The 18831-nt window shown below is 67.9% G+C and carries 19 protein-coding genes; 6 read left to right on the top strand and 13 right to left on the bottom strand.

Annotated features, from left to right (window positions below; genetic code table 11):
- The first annotated feature begins 36 nt into the window (after nt 1–36).
- A complete protein-coding gene (locus ROP_RS29785) occupies nt 37–414 on the top strand; it encodes a VOC family protein (protein ID WP_015889735.1) in 378 nt (125 codons plus the stop codon).
- Here the strand turns inward: ROP_RS29785 and ROP_RS29780 are convergent.
- The 6 genes from ROP_RS29780 to typA all read right to left on the bottom strand — a co-directional run bounded on the left by ROP_RS29780 (nt 411) and on the right by typA (nt 7385).
- Entirely contained in the window at nt 411–1928 is a 1518-nt protein-coding gene (locus tag ROP_RS29780) for a catalase (protein ID WP_015889734.1), read from the bottom strand. The two genes, ROP_RS29785 and ROP_RS29780, sit on opposite strands and share 4 nt — an antisense overlap.
- A gap of 30 nt (nt 1929–1958) precedes the next feature.
- Nucleotides 1959–2387: a hypothetical protein gene (locus ROP_RS29775; RefSeq protein WP_015889733.1), complete on the bottom strand. Its 429-nt coding sequence runs from the start codon at nt 2385–2387 to the stop codon at nt 1959–1961.
- A gap of 14 nt (nt 2388–2401) precedes the next feature.
- Nucleotides 2402–2560 (bottom strand): hypothetical protein, encoded by a 159-nt coding sequence (locus tag ROP_RS43625; RefSeq protein ID WP_005239161.1) that lies wholly within the window; start codon nt 2558–2560, stop codon nt 2402–2404.
- Between the two features lie 99 nt (nt 2561–2659).
- A complete protein-coding gene (mshB, locus tag ROP_RS29770; protein ID WP_015889732.1) occupies nt 2660–3538 on the bottom strand; it encodes an N-acetyl-1-D-myo-inositol-2-amino-2-deoxy-alpha-D-glucopyranoside deacetylase in 879 nt (292 codons plus the stop codon).
- A complete protein-coding gene (locus ROP_RS29765) occupies nt 3535–5355 on the bottom strand; it encodes an ABC transporter family substrate-binding protein (protein ID WP_269454461.1) in 1821 nt (606 codons plus the stop codon). The genes mshB and ROP_RS29765 overlap by 4 nt, the downstream gene beginning before the upstream one ends.
- Before the next feature lie 122 nt (nt 5356–5477).
- A complete protein-coding gene (typA, locus tag ROP_RS29760; RefSeq protein WP_015889730.1) occupies nt 5478–7385 on the bottom strand; it encodes a translational GTPase TypA in 1908 nt (635 codons plus the stop codon).
- A 343-nt stretch (nt 7386–7728) separates the two neighbouring features.
- Between typA and ROP_RS43425 the strand changes: the two genes are divergently transcribed.
- A complete protein-coding gene (locus ROP_RS43425; protein ID WP_162130660.1) occupies nt 7729–7896 on the top strand; it encodes a hypothetical protein in 168 nt (55 codons plus the stop codon).
- Here the strand turns inward: ROP_RS43425 and ROP_RS29755 are convergent.
- On the bottom strand, nt 7874–8278 hold the full coding sequence (locus ROP_RS29755; RefSeq protein WP_043825553.1) for a (deoxy)nucleoside triphosphate pyrophosphohydrolase: 405 nt from the start codon (nt 8276–8278) through the stop codon (nt 7874–7876). The two genes, ROP_RS43425 and ROP_RS29755, sit on opposite strands and share 23 nt — an antisense overlap.
- A gap of 58 nt (nt 8279–8336) precedes the next feature.
- Between ROP_RS29755 and ROP_RS29750 the strand changes: the two genes are divergently transcribed.
- Nucleotides 8337–8621: a 4a-hydroxytetrahydrobiopterin dehydratase gene (locus tag ROP_RS29750; RefSeq protein ID WP_015889728.1), complete on the top strand. Its 285-nt coding sequence runs from the start codon at nt 8337–8339 to the stop codon at nt 8619–8621.
- Here ROP_RS29750 and ROP_RS29745 read toward each other — a convergent pair.
- A complete protein-coding gene (locus ROP_RS29745; protein ID WP_015889727.1) occupies nt 8569–9903 on the bottom strand; it encodes a mannosyltransferase in 1335 nt (444 codons plus the stop codon). The two genes, ROP_RS29750 and ROP_RS29745, sit on opposite strands and share 53 nt — an antisense overlap.
- Before the next feature lie 315 nt (nt 9904–10218).
- Between ROP_RS29745 and ROP_RS29740 the strand changes: the two genes are divergently transcribed.
- Nucleotides 10219–11001: an Rv1157c family protein gene (locus ROP_RS29740; RefSeq protein ID WP_015889726.1), complete on the top strand. Its 783-nt coding sequence runs from the start codon at nt 10219–10221 to the stop codon at nt 10999–11001.
- A gap of 110 nt (nt 11002–11111) precedes the next feature.
- Entirely contained in the window at nt 11112–11462 is a 351-nt protein-coding gene (locus tag ROP_RS29735; RefSeq protein WP_015889725.1) for a hypothetical protein, read from the top strand.
- Between the two features lie 10 nt (nt 11463–11472).
- Here the strand turns inward: ROP_RS29735 and ROP_RS29730 are convergent, their stop codons facing one another.
- The gene (locus ROP_RS29730) at nt 11473–11943 is read right to left on the bottom strand and encodes a MarR family winged helix-turn-helix transcriptional regulator (RefSeq protein ID WP_015889724.1); all 471 of its coding nucleotides are present in this window, start codon (nt 11941–11943) and stop codon (nt 11473–11475) included.
- 355 nt (nt 11944–12298) lie between these two features.
- Here ROP_RS29730 and ROP_RS29725 point away from each other — a divergent pair, with 355 nt between their 5' ends.
- A complete protein-coding gene (locus ROP_RS29725; RefSeq protein ID WP_015889723.1) occupies nt 12299–12802 on the top strand; it encodes a nuclear transport factor 2 family protein in 504 nt (167 codons plus the stop codon).
- A gap of 4 nt (nt 12803–12806) precedes the next feature.
- Here the strand turns inward: ROP_RS29725 and ROP_RS29720 are convergent, their stop codons facing one another.
- The 4 genes from ROP_RS29720 to nuoL form a co-directional block, all read right to left on the bottom strand.
- Nucleotides 12807–13541: a DUF1906 domain-containing protein gene (locus ROP_RS29720; RefSeq protein WP_043825545.1), complete on the bottom strand. Its 735-nt coding sequence runs from the start codon at nt 13539–13541 to the stop codon at nt 12807–12809.
- Between the two features lie 155 nt (nt 13542–13696).
- On the bottom strand, nt 13697–15319 hold the full coding sequence (gene nuoN, locus ROP_RS29715; RefSeq protein WP_015889721.1) for an NADH-quinone oxidoreductase subunit NuoN: 1623 nt from the start codon (nt 15317–15319) through the stop codon (nt 13697–13699).
- Nucleotides 15319–16887, bottom strand: coding sequence for an NADH-quinone oxidoreductase subunit M (locus ROP_RS29710; RefSeq protein ID WP_015889720.1), 1569 nt, complete (start codon nt 16885–16887; stop codon nt 15319–15321). The genes nuoN and ROP_RS29710 overlap by 1 nt, the downstream gene beginning before the upstream one ends.
- Complete coding sequence (nuoL, locus tag ROP_RS29705) at nt 16884–18776, bottom strand: NADH-quinone oxidoreductase subunit L (protein ID WP_015889719.1); 1893 nt, start codon at nt 18774–18776, stop codon at nt 16884–16886. Before nuoL ends, ROP_RS29710 begins: the two co-directional genes overlap by 4 nt.
- Nucleotides 18777–18831: the final 55 nt, after the last annotated feature.

Below are 18831 nucleotides of genomic sequence, written 5' to 3'. Positions count from 1 at the left end.
CCCAGTGTGACGGACGGATCGCACTAAGCTGCCCACATGATCACAGCTGTGCACACTCTGGTCTACGCGGACGACGCCGACGCCGCCCGCGCCTTCTTCCGCGACGTTCTCGGCTGGCCCCACGTCGACGCCGGGGGCGGGTGGCTGATCTTCGGCACCGGACCGTCCGAGATGGGAGTGCATCCCACCTCGGACGATCGGGGCGGCGAACCGTGGTCGACGAGGCCGCACCACGAGATCTCGCTGATGTGCGAAGACATCGAGTCGACGGTCGCGGAACTCGAGGCCAAGGGCGCCGAGTTCACCCGCGGAATCCGCGACGACGGGTACGGCCTCACCACCGCCCTGAAGATCCCGGGAGCGGGCGAGATGATGCTGTACCAACCCCGGCACCCGGTGGCGTACGAGGATTAAGCCTTCGCCTGCGCGCTGCTGCGCGCCGGATTGGCCTGCTCCCCCGCCTTGGGATCCGTCTCGGACTGCTTCTTCGACACCCCGTCAGCGATCCGGTCGCCGAGCGTCTTGTCGACGTTGCGCCAGTACTCGAACGCCTTCGCCAGGATCGGTTCGCTGACGCCGTTCAGCAGATGCCCGACGATGTTGTCCACCAGACGGTCACGGCCGGCGTCGTCGAGTACGTCACGGACCATCGTCCCCGCCTGGCCCCAGTCGTCGTCCTCCTTGTGGGGCGCGTAGGGCGAGCGGACCATGTCGCCGGCGGCGTACCAGGTGGCAGTCTCCCCGACCTGCGACGGGTCGGCGTGCGGCCCGCCCTTCGAATTCGGCACGTACACCGGATCACCCGGGTTGTGGTGCCGCATGTTGCCGTCCTTCGAGTACGAGCGGACGGGGACGTGCGGCCGGTTGACCGGCAGTTCCTTGTAGTTGGCGCCGATCCGGTAGCGGTGGGCGTCCGGGTAGGAGAACAGCCGGCCGACGAGCATCTTGTCGGGGCTCGGGCCGATTCCGGGAACCAGATTGCTGGGCTCGAACGCGGCCTGCTCGATCTCGCAGTGGTAGTCCGTGGGATTGCGGTCGAGTGTCATTCTGCCCACGGGGATCAGCGGGTAGTCGCCGTGCGGCCACACCTTGGTGAGGTCGAACGGGTTGAACCGGTAGTCGTCCGCATCCTCGAACGGCATGATCTGCATGTTCAGGGTCCAGCTCGGGTACTCGCCGCCGTCGATGTGCTCCCACAGGTCCCGGGTGTGGTAATCGGTGTCCATGGCCGCCATCTGGTCGCCCTCGTGCTGCGTGAAGAACTCGATGCCCTGGTCGGTCTTGAAGTGGTACTTCACCCAGAACTTCTCGCCCGCGGCGTTCACCCACATGTACGTGTGGCTCGAGTATCCGTTCATGTGCCGCCACGTGCGCGGGATGCCGCGGTCGCCCATGAGCCAGGTGACCTGGTGCGCAGATTCCGGGGACAGCGTCCAGAAGTCCCACTGCATGTCGTGGTCGCGAAGGTTGTTGTCGGCGCGCCGCTTCTGCGAGCGGATGAAGTCCTGGAACTTCATGGGGTCGCGCATGAAGAAGACGGGGGTGTTGTTTCCGACCATGTCGTAGTTGCCCTGGTCGGTGTAGAACTTGATCGCGAACCCGCGGGGGTCGCGCCACGTGTCCGGGCTGCCGCGCTCGCCGGCGACGGACGAGAATCTGATCAGCAGATCCGTCTTCTTCCCGGGCTGGAAGAGATCGGCTTTCGTGTAGGCGGAGACGTCCTCGGTGACTTCGAACCGTCCGAACGCCCCGCCCCCCTTCGCGTGCGGTTGGCGTTCCGCAACGCGTTCGCGGTTGAACTGGGCCATCTTCTCGATCAGGTAGTGGTCCTGGAGGAGGATGGGCCCGTCCGTCCCGATGGTGAGCGAGTGTTCGTCACTCGTGACCGGGATGCCGGCGTCGTCGGTCGTGAAGTTCTGGTCTGTCATCGCGATGCTCCTTCAGCAGACTGCTGGTGGCTACCGCGTACCCTCGCGTTCCGGAGGCGAAACAGCCCCGAAGGCCGCCTTGGCGCTGACCTTCCACAGGTAGACCGCTGCGGGCAGCAGCGCGCCGAACAGGAGCAGGAGCGTCCAGACGGACGCGAGCATGAGCACGTCGCCGCCCGGACCACCGAACATGCAGAGCAGGAAACCGAATCCCCAGCCGGCGAGCGGCAGCACTCCCGACCGGACCCGGCCGGTCGTGGACCGGGCGGCGATCACCAGCGCCAGATTGGCGACCGCGGCAGCGAGGATGCTGATCGGAAACGGCGTGGCACCGAGGTAGCTGGGCAGGAAGAGCACCGACAGGACGGCACACAGAAAACCGTCGAACACCAGCAGCGCGAGGGTGACCCTCCCCAAAGCGTCGAGGTGCCCGGGTTTCGCTGCGGTGCCGACGGTCATGCGTCAATAGTGGATCAGGCGACGGGCGGGTAGCCCAGCAGGGTCAGCAAATGGCTCTGCATGTCGGCGAATCCGTACAGCACGCTGTAGTACAGGTCGTGCTGGGCCGGCCACGACGGCCGGAGCGTATCGACGAACGCGACGATGGCGTTCTGAACATCCCAGTTGTACATCTATCGCCTCTCCTGACGGGTGTCACACGGACTCGACCGCGGCCGCTGCGTGACGTGCGCCACAGTGTAATACGTAACGCCGGTCACAGGTACCTGCGGTCAGTGGCCCACGCCGGCGAAGAGGTCCCACTCCCTGCCGTCTGCGTCCCGATCCCCGAGGGCGCCGCGCACCAGCACGAAGTGCTCCTCCACCAGGATCGGCTGCGCGATGTCGTTGGAGAGCGCGTACTCGGTGCCGCTCGGCGCCACGGTCACCTGGGTGGCGTGCGCCGACAGCGCGTTCCGCTTCGCGTCGAGCACGCCCCGCACGTCGATCACCGTCGTCACGTCGCCGTCCGGCACGCTGGGGAGTTCGCCGGGCTCGGGCAGGCGCCAGCCGTCGGGAAGGTCGCCGATCCGGCAGAGGCCCGCCTCGAGCGCGCTCGCCTCGGTCACCGTCCAGTACAGCTTCGCGACGTCCCAGGGGACGCCCGCGTCGGGGAACCGTTCGGTTCCTGCCGCCTCGACCGCCGCCGTGACGATCCGGTGCGCCTGGATGTGGTCGGGGTGCCCGTATCCGCCGTCCGGGTCGTACGTGACCACGACGTGCGGCCGCACGTCGCGGATGACCGCCACGATCGCCGCGGTCACCGCGTCCGGGTCGGCGTTGACGAAGGCGCGCGGGTTCGCCGCCGACGCCGTACCCGCCATGCCGGAGTCACGGAAGCGTCCCGCCCCGAGGAGGAATCGTGGCCGACCCGCACCGAGAGACGACAGCGCGGACGTCAGCTCGCCGATCCGGAACCCGCCCAGCTGGTCGGCGGCGCCGGCGACCAGGTGCGCCCACTCGTCGCCGATCACCTCGCCTTCCTCGCCGAGCGTGCACGTCAGGACGTGGACGTCGGCACCGTCGGCGGCGTAACGCGCGATGGTGCCCCCGGTGGTGAGGGTCTCGTCGTCGGGATGGGCATGGACCAGCAGAAGTCGCCGCTCACTCATTCCTTGATCCTGCTCCAGTCTGCTGCGTCACTGAATATTCCGACCGGCACCGCGCCCGACAGCGATACCCCGTCGACGCCCGGCCCGGCCGCGACCAGTGTGCGGTCCTGCATGATCGGCAGCACGGCGGCCAGGTCCCAGAGCCTGCGATCGGCCTCGGCGAGGGCCTGCGGCACATCCCCGACCCCGCGCAGCGCGGCGTCGATGGACGGCTGCAGGGTGGGGTCGCAGACTCCCGACAGGTTCGATGGGGCCTCTGCCTCCGATACCGAATCACGTTCGGGGCCGGCGGTTTCGGTGTTCGGCTGGGTGGTCGCGACGACCGCGGGCGGACAGCTGTGCCGGGACGCCAGTGCCGTCGCCGGGTCCGACCCGGCGCGCGACCAGCCGACGACCGCTCCGATGTCGCCCTTGCTCAGCGACTCCCCGTACAACTCCTCGGCGGGCAGTGACGTCACGGTGGCATCGATGCCGGCGCCACGCAACTGGTCGGCCGCCGTGTTGGCGACGGCGCTCGCGGTGTCGTCGCCCTCGGGTGTGCCGATGACGAGCGTGAGCGGGACGCCCTCGCGGACGAGCCGGGTCGGCGCCGCCGTACCTGCGGGAACCACGGTGCCCGTGGGCGTTTCGGCGACGTAACCGTATTCGGCCAGCTGCGCCAGCACCTGTTCGCGACTCGGCCGCGCGGGTGCGGTCGCGGTGTACCCGGGATCGGAGGGGGCGTAGACCTGCGAGCGCGCCGGGACCGCCGAGGCCTCGCTGCCTGCGCCGACGACGGCGAGCAGGTCGGTGTCCAGCAGGTTCAGCAGACTCTTCCGCACCCGGACGTCGGCGAGTTCGGGCACCCGGCCGTTCAGCGTGAGGTCGAGTCCACGGGGCTGGAACGACGCGCCGGTCCGGACCGTCGGGATCGCCGCGAGCTGAGCGGAAGTCGCTGTGCCCCCGTGAATCTGGACGATCTGGGTGTCGTTGTTGCGCATCGAGTCGGCGAGCTGCGACGGGGTGCCGTCGCGCCGCATCAGGATCTGGTCGGGGGTCGCCGGCTTGTCCCAGAACCGGTCGTTGCGTTCGAGCAGGATCTCGTCGCGGCCGCGGTCGATCGACTTGATGTGGAAGTGCCCGCCCGACACCGGGATGTTCTCGGCCAGACCGGTGGCGAAGCCGCCCGGCGAATCCTTGATGAGGTGCGAGGGCAGGAGGTCGGTGAAGAGTTCACGCCACGCCGGGTACGCGGCCTTCATCACGACGGTGACCGTCTTGCCGCCGCCCGAGGACCGGACGTCCTGGATCAGGTCGTAGCCGGCGGGGTCGACCACGCCGGGGGCGCTGATCATCTGCTGCCACAGATAACGGAAGTCCTCGGCGGCGATGGGTGCGCCGTCGGACCATTGCGCCTCGTTCCGGAGCTGGTACGTCACGGTGAACGGTTCCTGCGACGTGACGTCCGCGGAGACGACGAGGGAGGCGTCGGGAATCCAGGTGCTGCCGCCCGGGTGTGCGGGGTCGGGCACCGGCCGGAACGGACTCGGCAGCACGAGGGCGCTGACCGCGGAGTTCGCCGGCGACTGGTCCGACAGCAGGTGCGGGTTGAATCCGCTGCCCACGTCGTCGATCGCGACGACGACGGGCTGCTTCTCGGTCGGCGACACCGTCGGCTTGGGGCTGTCGGTGCTCTCGACCGGCGGGGGCGGATCCGCGGTGCACGCCGTGAGTGCCGCCGTCGACAGTGCAAGCACGAGTGCGGTCACTGCCGCACCGTTCCTGCGCCTTCGGCCCCGCACTCCTCGAACTCTCTCGAGCCGACCCCCAGCACCCACCGCGCCGCCTTTCCTCAGAGATACCGGAAGGCTCCGGAAACCCACGAGCGAATGTACCTTCGGTCGCCGATCGACCGAAGGTACATCCGCCCGGTTGTGTATGACGTGGTCGGACGCGCCGACTACAGGGCCGCCTTGTCGCGGGCCTTGGAACGCGAACGCTCACGGGCACGGTCGGTGGCCGACAGGTGCACCTTGCGCACCCGCACGACCTCCGGGGTGACCTCGACGCACTCGTCGCCGGCGCAGAACTCCATCGCGCCCTCGAGCTCCAGCTTGATCGGCTTGGCGAGGGTCTCCATCACGTCGGCGGAGGACTGACGCATGTTGGTCAGCTTCTTCTCGCGGGTGACGTTGATGTCGAGGTCCTCCTGGCGCGGGTTGATGCCCACGACCATGCCCTCGTAGGTGTCCGCGCCCGGCTCGACGAAGAACGTTCCGCGGTCGGCGAGCTGGATCATCGCGAACGGGGTGACCGAGCCGGTGCGGTCCGAGACGAGCGAGCCGGTGTGGCGGGCGCGGATCTCGCCGGCCCACGGTGCGTAGCCGTGGAAGACGGCGTTGGCGATGCCGGTGCCGCGGGTCTCGGTGAGGAAGTCGGTGCGGAACCCGATCAGGCCGCGCGACGGGACGATGAACTCCATCCGGACCCAGCCCGCGCCGTGGTTGGCCATCTGCACCATCTTGCCCTTGCGGTTGGCGAGGAGCTGGGTGATGGCGCCGAGGTATTCCTCGGGGCAGTCGATGGTGAGCTCTTCGAAGGGCTCGTGCACCTTGCCGTCGACGTGGCGGGTGACCACCTGCGGCTTGCCGACGGTCAGCTCGAAGCCTTCGCGTCGCATCTGCTCGACGAGGATGGCGAGCGCGAGCTCACCACGGCCCTGAACCTCCCAGGCGTCGGGGCGCCCGATGTCGAGGACCTTGAGCGAGACGTTGCCGACCAGTTCCTGGTCGAGGCGCGACTTCACCATGCGGGCGGTCAGCTTGTGTCCGCTGACCCGGCCGACGAGCGGCGAGGTGTTGGTACCGATCGTCACCGAGATGGCGGGCTGGTCGACGGTGATCCGGGGCAGCGGCACCGGGTTCTCGAGGTCGGCGAGGGTGTCGCCGATCATGATGTCGGCGAAACCGGCGACGGCGACGATGTCACCGGCGACGGCCTTCTCGGCGGGCTGGCGCTCGACGCCGACGGTGGCGAGCAGTTCGGTGATCTTGGCCTTGGTGACGACGGGCTCGCCGTCGACCTCGCGGCACCAGGAGACGGTCTGACCCTTGGTCAGCTCACCGTTGTGGATGCGGACCAGCGCGAGGCGGCCGAGGAACGCGGACGCGTCGAGGTTGGTGACGTGAGCCTGCAGCGGCGCGTCGGCGTTGCCCTTGGGGGCAGGCACGTAGTTGAGGAGGACCTCGAACAGGGCGTCGAGGTTCTCGGCGTCCGGCGCGTGACCGTTCTCGGGCTGAACCTTGGACGCCTTGCCCTCACGGCCGGAGGCGTACAGAACGGGGAGGTCGAGGGCGAGCTCGGCGGCTTCGGCGGCCTCGTCGTCGAGGTCGGAGGCCAGGTCGAGCAGCAGGTCGTGACTCTCGGAGACGACCTCTTCGATGCGGGCGTCGGGACGGTCGGTCTTGTTGACAACCAGGATGACGGGCAGCGACGCGGCGAGCGCCTTGCGCAGCACGAAGCGGGTCTGGGGCAGCGGGCCCTCGGAGGCGTCGACGAGCAGGACGACACCGTCGACCATGGACAGGCCGCGCTCGACCTCGCCGCCGAAGTCGGCGTGACCGGGGGTGTCGATGACGTTGATGACCGTGACACTGCCGTCGCCGTGGTGCTTGTGGACGGCGGTGTTCTTCGCGAGGATGGTGATGCCCTTCTCGCGTTCGAGGTCGCCGGAGTCCATGACGCGATCGACCAGTTCGGCGCGCTCCTCGAATGCCCCCGACTGACGCAACATGGCGTCGACGAGAGTGGTCTTGCCGTGGTCGACGTGTGCGACGATGGCAACGTTACGGAAGCTGGTGATGGTCACGCGGTGGCTCTCCTGGCTGAGTTGATTCGGCCACGCGAAAGTTCCCTCGCACGGCTTTCTGGCGGCCGCCTTGTCATCTCGATTCAGAATCCTCGTCGAGGCGATGGTAGATCGCCCAGTACAGGCATCGCGGCCACGTGAATACTACCCGCCCGAACGGCTACTTCGCGCATCGCCGGCTTCGCGGGGCATGCCCGACCAGCGTAAAGTGATCTGCGCCACGTCGAATTCGGCCCGTCTCGCGTGTGCGGTGGGGCCGGAAGCTGAGGGGACGCTAGCCTGAGCGGAGCCGGCGGATACCGGCATTCACCGGAGTAGGAAGGCCGAGCCGAGTATGGGCAAGGTGAAGGCCAGCAAGGTCTCGGGTCTCAAGCCGAAGAAGAAGTGCTGCCGCAGCAAGACGCGGTGCATCAAGTGCCCGGTCGTGATCATGCGCATGAAGAAGCTCGAGAACGAGGGCGCGTCCAAGAAGGAACTGAAGAAGGGGCTCAAGAAGGCCCGCGCGGCCTGAGGTCAGGCCCACCGTTCAGGTGCAGGCGCAGGTCCGGCACCCAGCCGCGGTCGTTGCCGACGAGGTCGATCTCCCCCAGTTCCCGTTCGTCCACCCACCGCAGTTCCGCGTGGTCGAGCGCGGCCGGTGTGCCCGACACCAGTTCGACGCGGTACGCGCGCAGCACCCGGCCGTCGGGCAGCGGGACGTCGTCACCGATCCGGTCGCCGCCCGACACCTCGACGCCGAGTTCTTCCCGCAGTTCGCGGCGCAGTGCGTCCTCGGGGCTCTCCCCCGCCTCCGCCTTTCCGCCGGGCAGTTCCCACAGTCCGGCGAGTTCCGGCGGCCGCGTCCGCTGCGCCAGCAGTAGCCGGCCGTCGACGATGATCGCGGCCGCCACCACCTCACCGGCGTTCTCGACAGGTCTTGCACGTTCCTCGGGCACGGCACCATCATGAGGTATGGCCGAGTTGCTGTCAGACGGAGAGATCGACACCGCGCTCGCAGGACTGCCCGGGTGGCAGCGGGCGGGTGATTCCCTCGTCCGCACCGTGGAGTCGCCGAGTTTCCCCGAAGCGGTGGAGCTGGTCCGCAAGGTCGCGGAGGCGGCGGAGGCCGCGAACCACCATCCGGACATCGACATCAGGTGGCGCAAGGTCACCTACACACTGTCGACGCATTCCGCCGGCGGGCTCACGCAGCTGGATCTGGATCTTGCTGCGCAGATCGACTCACTGGCGGGCTGATGTCGCCGACGGCCTCGGCGGGACGGTTCGTGCGTCGCCCGGCGTAGGCCACCCACAGGTAGACACCGAACGCGCCGACGACGTCGACCGTGCCCAGCCACGCGAGCACCGCGGGCCGGGAGATCAACCAGATCGAGTCCTGGAAGAAGCTGAGCACCCAGGGCACGCCGATGAGGGTGGTGACGAGCCAGTACCCGGCGAGGATCCGGGTGCCCAGCATCGACCCGTACGGGCCGTGCAGCAACCAGATCAGCATCGGGATCACCCACACCCAGTGGTGCGACCACGAGATCGGTGAGACGAGCAACCCCAGCAACTCGACGAGGACGAGGGTGCCGAGCCGGTCGTCCCGGGCGATCGCCCGCCAGGCCAGGACGGCGAGGACGACGGTGACCGCGACCGCCAGCAGCCAGAGCACGCCCGTCTCGACGTCGTACCCGAGCAGCCGCGACAACGCGCCACGCAGCGACTGGTTCCACACCGAGCCGACCGGCCCGATGCGATCGGCGTCACCGAGCAAGTGGGTGAAGTACTCCCGTGCCTCCGAGCCGATCAGCAGGTAACTGACTCCGACGGTCGCCGCGAACGCGACCCCGGAGAAGACGGCGGCCTTCCAGCGGCGTTGCATCAGGAAGTAGAGGCCGGTGATCGCGGGGGTCAGTTTGATCCCGGCGGCGAACCCGACGAGCGCACCGGACAGCCACCACCGGGAGCTGCGGACCGCGGTCATCACGAGCAGTGCGAGGAAGACGTTGATCTGGCCGTAGTCCAGCGTGGTGCGCACCGGTTCCACCCACACCCCCACCGTGGTCCACAGCACCGCGACCGCGCGCCAGTGCGGGCTGCGCGCGGCGTCGCCGAGCACGAGCCCCAGACTCATTCGCGCCACCGCATACAGGGCGAGGATGGTGAGCAGTTGCCAGCCGACCCCGACCAGCGGGAACGGCAGGTAGTGCAGGGGAAAGAAGACGAGCGCCGCGAACGGCGGGTAGGTGAACGGCAACGGAAAGTCCGGTGTCACTTCCGAATAGGTGAAGTCGTAGAGACTGCCACCGTGGAGCGCCTCGGAACCGTCGACGTAGACGTGCAGGTCGACGAGGTTCATCCCGTTGGGACTCAACAGCGTCCACGCCATCCGCCCGAGCACCGACAGCACGAGAAGCACAGGCGCGCATCGCAACAGGGTGTGCAAAGGGGATGTTCCCCGGGCCGACGTGGGTGATCGCTCGGAAGTCGGGTCGTCGGAGGCTGCTCCGCCGTCGGACGCTGCATGGTCGGACACAGTGTGGCGCTCTCCCGTGAGGTGTAGATGTCTCAGCCGATCCCGAAACGGTCCCGCACAGCGTAGACGGCGCCGCCCGCGGCCCCCGAGGTGTCCGTAGCCGTGCGTAACAGTTGCATCACCAATCACACGAACCACACGTGCCACAAGCTATCGTCACCGGAGGATCACCGTCGGGGTCTGTATGCCATACACTCCCACCGGGGTGCCGCAGCTACCGGTGAACGAACTCGTGAGCTGTACAACCCGGGGGCGCTGTACATAGAGTGACCCCCCGAGCCGTCAGACGTGGATTGAGTTGTCGTCCACGCTGTTATGACTAAGGATGGGGAGACTGTGCTTCGAACCCGAGGTATGCGCAGAGCAGTAACTGCTCTCGCCGTTGCCGCAGCTGCCGCTATGGCAGTGCCGGCCCAGGCGAGCGCGCAGCCGACGCCGCCGCCCGTGCCCGAAGGCATCCCCGTGGAGATGCTCGCGTCGTTCGCACCCGCCATCATCGGCGCAGCCGCAGGTACCGAAGACATCGCCGCAGGACCCCAGGACGCGATCCTGGACCAGGCCCGCAACCTTCTCGAGTCCCCCGGCATCCCGCCGGAACTCAAGTCCACCCTCGAGCGCGTCATCACGTTCCTCGACGGCAGCGGCGGCGGCGGCCCCGAGATCCCGCAGGAGAACGCACCCGTCATCGCGCAGTTCCTCTACCCGACCATCGGCAAGGGCTGCATCGGCGAAGGCGCCGACTCGGTGGGCACCGCCCTCGCGGTCCCCGGCCCGGCCCAGCTGCCCCCGCCCGGCCCCAAGGCAGGTCAGGCCGGTTTCGTGTTCACCGCCCTCGGAACCAGTTCCGTTGCCGCCGAACAGCCCAATCCGCTGACCGTGACGTGGATCAACCTGGACAACCAGCGCCGCGCCACCCAGAACCTCACCAACGAGGCCAAGATCAACCCCGACGGACCGGCAACCCTGTCGGCGATCGCGGACACCGGCCCGGGTCGCGTCCTCGCGGTCGTGTCGGGTGGACTGACGACCCAGAAGGAGGGGGCGGCGCCGATCACGTGCAGCTTCCTCCCCACCGTCGGCATGTTCCAGGTCGCGTAACCCTTCACAGCTGACGAGCGAGGGGCCCTCCGGATCTTTCCGGTGGGCCCCTCGCTCGTGTCTGCACCGCTTCACTGTTTGCCGACGGCGCCGCCGTGGTAGACCGAGGAATGCACTCGACGCATCACACACCGGACCACTCACTGCGATCGCGACACGCCCGGCGCTCCATCCTGTCGGTCCGCTCGGAAGGATCCATCCTCTCGATCGGTTCCGCCTACTCCGTCCTGTCGATCGGGAGCGTCGGCTCGGTGCTCTCGATCGGATCCGTCGGGTCGGCCGGCTCGGCACTGAGCACCGCCTCGTTCGCCAGCCTCGGATCCGCGCTGTCGGGGCTGTCCCGGTGGTCTCTGCTGTCGTGGAAGGGCTGGCACGACGCGCCGCCGGAACACCCTCACCTCACGGTCATCGCCGACGAGCCGGACCTCGCCCGCGACGCGACCGCGCACGTCCAGTCCTGACGGCGCCCCGTCAGGTCGTCCGGCCGGCGCGCGGCCAGGAGTTGCCGTCGTACTTCTCGATCTCACCGTTGAATTTGGTCAGCAGGCGGCGCAGCTCGCCGCGGTCGTGGTCGCTCCACTCGGCGATGATGCGTTCGACGCCGTTCCTGCCCAGCGCCCGGTCCGCGTGGAGCTGTTCGAGCCCCCGCGCTGTGGCCTCGACCTTGCGGGCCATTCCGCCGTCCGGGTCGGGGACGCGCTCGACGAGTCCGCGCTTGCGCAGCGCACCGATCTGCCGGTTGATCGTCGAGATGTCGAGCCGGAATGCCTCGGCGAGCTGTTTGAGGCTGAGCGGATGTTCGAGTTCCAGGCGTCCGAGGAGCAGGTAGGCGGAACGGTCGAGTTGGAACCCCGCCCGCTGCGCGTGGGCGTGATAGCGCGACAGCAATGTCAATTCGTTCTCGACATCAGCCGCCACCTCGTCGCGATCGGACACCGACACCTCCCAGAGTTACCGTCATTCTGCCCGAGGCTCTGCACCCGTGACCGGGACATCATTGTGCACCATACATATCATGTGTAGCGTGCACATTCCGGCACCGCGGAAGCGAATCAGGACCCGTTGACGAACAGCGCGGTGTAGAGAACCGAGGCGACGGTGTACACGAAGTTGATCAGCAGATCCATGGCAGAACCTCCGGCTCCAGAGTGAAACGAGTGACACCAGGTAATCGGAGTTGACTCGGGTGGCGTTTCATCGATCCCATCCACCGGAAAACAGCCCACAGCAGAACTGAAACGTGTTCTCATTCTTCGAGGCACGCAGACGCGGTGCCGGACGAGGGAAGGGATGCACCATGCCGTGGAGTCGCGCCGAACTCGACGAGGCGTTCGCGCACTACCAGCGAACCGTCGGCCGCTGCGTCGAACTCGGAGACTGGGACGGATTCGCCGACCTCTTCACCGAGAACGCCACGTACGTCGAGCACGCGTTCGGACACTTCGCCGGACGCGAGGCCATCCGCACCTGGGTCACGCGCACCATGTCGGCCTTCCCCGGCAACCGGATGACCGAGTTCCCGGCGAACTGGTACGTGATCGACGAGGACCGAGGATGGGTGATCTGCGAGATCGACAACCCCATGGAGGATCCCGGCGACGGTTCACAGCATGCCGCAGCCAACATCACGATCCTCCACTACGCCGGCGACAACCTGTGGTCGCGCGAGGAGGACGCGTACAACCCGATGAACTTTCTCGCCACCGCCAAGAAGTGGTGCCGCGCAGCGGAATCCGCGGGAAACCTACCCGAAGACGCGCGGGAGTGGCTCTCGAAGATGGACGATCGACCGGCCGCCTGACCGGTCACCACTGCCCGTAATCGGGCTTCAGAATGTCGTTGAGATCGATGCCCACCCCGTCGACGTTGCTCGCGTCGATCTCGTACTGATGCAGGTGCGCCGACGGGTGGACGAACCCCTCGGGCGTGCCCCAATCATGCTGCCAGTACCACGAACCGAGCCCGGCGAGGACCGCCAGATCCAGCGTCTTGGAATTCGCGTAGATGCCGGTGTTGCCCTTGCCGACCACCGACTCCCAGCCCGCGAGGTACGGAGCGATCATGGTGAGGAAATCGGCGGGCGAGGGATTGTCGTCGATGGACGCGTAGATGGGCCGGTCCTCGGGACCGCCTGCGGCGAGGTGCAATTCGAGGCCGCGCTCCGCATGCCGCTTGCCGGCCTCGAGCCCGCCGCGCCAATCGGCGGTCGGCCCCTTGCCGAACTGATAGCACGAGACGACGGACAGTCCGGCATCGAGCAGCGCCTGCGCCTCGTCGGCGAGCATCGGCTTGCCTTCCATCCATTCGGCGCCGGGACGGCGATCCGACACGTAGCGGATCGCGCCGGCGTATCCGGCCTCGACGATGGCGTCCGCCGAGGGCACGCCACCCGCGTAGTCGATCAGGATGCCGAGGCTGTCCGCCTTCGCGACGGCGACCGAGGAAGTGGTGGACGTCAGCGCCGCGATCCCGGCGACGGCGGATCCCGCTGCCGCGTACCGGAACAGGTCTCTCCGAGAAATCTGCACTGTGGCCCCCATATCCGATCGGTCGCGCTCCGGCGTGTCTCCGACGTTCACTCTCGTTCAGTCGGTACGTTGTCCGGTTTGCATTCCACCACACTCCCACGGGTCCCGCCAGCCACTTGGACTACATCCGTCACATCGGACACTCGCGACCCGCAGGCACCGTCGGGTCAGCGGAAGAACACCGCAGCCTGGTCCGCCAGATCCAGTGCCCCCTGCGGCAGGATACCGAGCACCACCGTCACCACCACTCCCACCGCGATGGCCGCCGCGGTGAACATGCTGGGCACCACGATCGTCGGGGCGTCGCTCTGCGGCTCCGAGAAGAACATCAGGACGATCACCCGGACGTAGAAGAACGCCGCGATCGCACTGCTGACGACCCCGACCAGGACGAGCGGCACGGCACCGCCCTCGAGTGCGGCCTGGAAGACCGCGAACTTGCTGACGAACCCACTCGTCAAAGGGATTCCGGCGAACGCGAGCAGGAACAGGGCGAAAACTCCACCGACCAGAGGCGAGCGCCGCCCCAGCCCCGCCCAGCGGGACAGGTCCGTCGCCTCGCCCCGGCTGTCCCGCACGAGGGTGACGACGGCGAAGGCGCCGAGCGTGCTGAATCCGTAGGCCAGCAGATAGAACATGGTGGACGACAGACCCGCCCGGTTGGCCGCGACCAGACCGGTGAGGATGAATCCGGCGTGCGCGACCGAAGAGTACGCGAGCATCCGCTTGACGTCGTTCTGCGTGACCGCCATGACGGCACCGACCACCATGGTGAGGATGGCGACGCCCCACATCACGGGCCGCCAGTCCGCGCGGAGATCGGGCAGCGCCACGTAGAAGATGCGCAGCATCGCCCCGACCGCCGCGACCTTGGTGGCCGCCGCCATGAACGCGGTGATCGGCGTCGGCGCACCCTGATAGACGTCGGGGATCCAGGAGTGGAACGGGACCGCGCCGATCTTGAACAGCAGACCCACCGACAGGAGCGCGGTACCGATCAGCGCCAGCGTCCGGTCCTCGGTGCCCCGGGCGAGTGCGTCGGCGATCCCCGGCAACGCGACGGTTCCCGCGTATCCGTACAGCAACGCCACCCCGAACAGGAAGAACGCCGACGAGAACGCACCGAGCAAAAAGTATTTGAGCGCCGCCTCCTGCGACAGGAGGCGGCGGCGCCGCGCCAGTCCGCACAGCAGATACAGCGGCAGCGAGAGCACCTCGAGCGCCACGAACATGGTGAGGAGATCGTTGGATGCCGGGAACAGGAGCATCCCGCCGACCGCGAACAGGGTGAGGGGAAAGACTTCGGTGTGCCCCGGGGCGTTCCTGGTGGCCTCCCGCTCGGCGACACTGCCCGGGACCGCGAACGCCTGCGGGGTGAAGGCGTCGGTTCCGCCTTCCGGCTCCGCCCCGCGGACGGCCGTGACCTCCGCGGTCGCCGCCGCGACCCCGCTGTCGACGCTCCGCTCGGCGATGATCAGAATCGCCGGGATGGAGATCAGCAGGATCGTGCCCTGGAGGAACAGCGTCGGACCGTCGACAGCCACCGCTCCCCCGACCACCGAGTCGCGGGTTCCGGCGAGCAGGACGACGGCCACGAACGCCGCGGTGAGTCCGCCGAGCGCGAGCACGAGATGGCTCGAGTAGCGGCCGCGCCGGGGCAGGAACGCCTCGACGAGCACACCGGCGACTGCCACGCCGAACACGATCAGCATGGGTGACAGCTGACCGTATTCGATGTCCGGCGCAGGCACGGTCGCGGACTGTGCGAGTACGAATTCGGAGGTACTCATCAGGGTGTGCCTCCCTCTGGGTCCGGCCCGGCAACGGTGGGGGCAGGATCGTGCTGACCGACGGTGACGAGGACGTGGCCCACGGCGGGGGTGATGACGTCCAGCACGGGCTTGGGGTAGACGCCGAGGACGAGCAGCAGGGCGATCAGCGGCGCCACGACCGCGATCTCACGGCGCACGAGATCGCGGACCGTCTCGTTGCCCTCCTTCAGCGGTCCCGTCATCATCCTCTGGTAGAGCCACAGCACGTAGATCGCGGCGAGGACGAGCGCGAAAGTCGCGACCACGGCAGCGATCCGATAGCGTGAGAACGTCCCGACCAGGACGAGGAATTCACTGATGAACGGCGCCAGGCCCGGCAACGACAGTGTGGCCAGCCCCGCCACGAGGAATGTCCCCGCCATCACCGGGGCGACCTTCTGCACTCCGCCATAGTCGGCGATGAGGCGGGTGCCGCGCCGGGACACCAGGAACCCTGCGATCAGGAACAGCGCCGCGGTCGAGATGCCGTGGTTGACCATGTACAGCGTCGATCCGGCCTGCCCCTGGCTCGTCATCGCGAAGATGCCGAGAATGATGAACCCGAAGTGCGAGATCGACGTGTACGCGATCAGCCGCATCACGTCGGTCTGTCCGATGGCCAGCACCGCCCCGTAGATGATGCCGATCACCGCCAGCACCGTCACGAACGGCGCGAAGTACGCGGACGCGTCCGGGAACATCTGCAGGCAGAACCGCAGCATCCCGAACGTCCCGACCTTGTCGACGACGGCCATCATCAGCACCGCGCTGGCCGGGGTGGCTTCCACCGCGGCGCCCGGCAACCACGTGTGGAACGGCCACAGCGGCGCCTTGACCGCGAACGCGAACATGAACCCGAGGAACAATGCCTTCAGCACGCCGGGGTCGGCGTCCAGACCCTCGGCGACGATCACCCGGAAGTCGAAGGTGCCGCCACCGAACGCGTCCTGGCGCGCCGTCACCACATACAGCCCGATGACAGCGGCCAGCATGATCAGGCCGCCGAACAGGTTGTAGAGCAGGAACTTCACCGCGGCATACGACCTGCCTGCCCCACCGAATCCTCCGATCAGGAAGTACATGGGGATGAGCATGGCCTCGAAGAAGATGTAGAAGAGCAGGACGTCGAGGGCGGTGAACGACACGATCACCATCGCCTCGACCATCAGCGTCAGCGCCACGTACGTGTGTGCCATCCGCCGCCGGCCGTAGTCGGCGGCCGAGTCACCGTCGTTCCACCCCGCCAGCAGCAGCAGGGGCACCAGAACCGCGGTGAGGAGCACCAGGACGAGTGCGATGCCGTCCAGGCCCAGGATGTACCGGGTGCCGAACGCCGGGATCCAGGCGTGCGATTCGACGAATTGGTACTGCTCGCCGGTCGGGTCGAACCGGATCGCCAGCACGACCGCCAGGCACAGGACCACCACGGACACACCGACACCGACGGTTTTCGCGAGCGCGCGCCGGTCGACGGGCAGGGCGAGGACCACGCCGGCGCCGACGAGTGGCAGCACCCAGAGGGCGGTCAGCCACGGGAAGCCGCTCACCACAGCCTCACCAGCATCGTGGCGACCAGAAGCGCCGCACCCGCGAACATGAACAGGGCGTACGACCGGACGAACCCGGTCTGCAGACGCCGCACCCGCACCGACGTTCCGCCGACGAGCGCGGCGAAACCGTTGACGGCGCCGTCGACGCCCCTGTCGTCGACGGTCACGAGCGTTCGCGTCAACTCCTGCCCGGGACGCATCAGCGCCGCCTCGTTGAACGCGTCGCCGTACAGATCCCTCCGGGCCGCGACGGTGAGCGCGGTGACGTCCGCCGGCGCGACGTCGGGGATCGGCTGCCGGGCGTACTGCCGGTAGGCCACCGCGACCCCGGCGAGCACCACCACCAGCGTGAGTCCGGTGATCGCCCACACGGGCAGGGCCGGCTCCCCGTGGTGGGCGCCGACGACCGGTTCCAGCCAGTGCTGCAGCGAGGACCCGACGGCGAGCAGGGCGCCCGCGGCGACCGAGCCGACCGCCAGCAGAATCATCGGCACCGTCATCACCCCCGGCGACTCGTGGGGGTGGGCCTTCGGATCCCACCGCCGTTGTCCGAAGAAGGTCATCAGCATCACCCTGGTCATGTAGAAGGCGGTGAGTCCCGCGCCGAGCAGCGTGACCGTTCCGAGGACGACGCCCTGCACGCCCTCGGCGGCGAATGCCGCTTCGATGATCTTGTCCTTGGAGAAGAAGCCGGAGAACGGCGGAATCCCGATGATGGCCAGGTATCCCAGCCCGAACGTGACGAACGTGATGGGCATGACGGTGCGCAGACCGCCGTAGCGGCGCATGTTCACCTCGTCGTTCATGCCGTGCATCACCGAGCCGGCGCCGAGGAACAGGCCAGCCTTGAAGAAGCCGTGGGTGAGCAGCAGCATGATCGCGAACGCGTACCCGGCCGGTCCCAGTCCGGCGGCCAGCACCATGTACCCGATCTGGCTCATCGTCGACGCCGCCAGCGCCTTCTTGATGTCGTCCTTCGCGCAGCCGATGATCGCGCCGAACAGCAGGGTCACCGCGCCGACGATCACGACGGCGAGCTGGGCGTTCGGTGCCAGGTCGAAGATCGCGTTGGAGCGGACGATCAGATACACACCTGCCGTGACCATGGTCGCGGCGTGGATGAGCGCGGACACCGGTGTCGGGCCCTCCATCGCGTCGCCGAGCCAGGACTGCAGCGGGACCTGCGCCGATTTGCCGCAGGCGGCGAGCAGCAGCGCGAGCCCGATCGCGGTGAGCGCCCCCTCGCTGGCGGCGTCGGCGCCCGTGAACACGTCGGCGAATTCGATCGAGCCGAACGTCGAGAACATGATCATGATCGCCAGGATCAGGCCCATGTCGCCGACGCGGTTGACCACGAACGCCTTCTTCGCCGCGGCAGCCGCGGACGGCTTGTACTGCCAGAACCCGATGAGCAGGTACGACGCGAGACCGACTCCCTCCCACCCGACGTACAGCCCCAGGAAGTTGTCGGCCAGCACCAGCAGCAGCATCGCCGCGAGGAACAGGTTGAGGTAGGCGAAGAACCGCCGGCGCTCCGGGTCGTGCGCCATGTAGCCGACCGAGTAGATGTGGATCAGCGAGCCGACACCGGTGATCAGCAGCACGAAGCACACGGACAGCTGGTCGAGTTGCAGACCGAAGTCCACCTGGAGTTCGCCGACCGGCACCCAGCTGAACAGGATCTGGTGCACGACCCGATCGGCGGCGTCCCGGCCGAGCATGTCGACGAAGAAGACGAGACCGAGCGCGAACGAGGCCAGCGCGGTCACACAGCCGAGGAGATGACCCCACGCATCGCTGCGCCTGCCGGTCAGCAGGAGCACGGCGGCGCCGAGAAGCGGCAGAACCGGCAGCAGCCACACCGCCGACGAGAGCGTTCCGTTCATGCCGCACCGCCGATCGGGGTGTCGTCGGGCAAAGTCACCTTCTCGAGGATGTGCG

It is taken from the genome of Rhodococcus opacus B4, from assembly GCF_000010805.1.
Classification (GTDB): domain Bacteria; phylum Actinomycetota; class Actinomycetes; order Mycobacteriales; family Mycobacteriaceae; genus Rhodococcus_F; species Rhodococcus_F opacus_C.
Note: the sequence above shows the minus strand (reverse complement) of the source record. Positions and strands in the feature narration are given on the sequence as shown.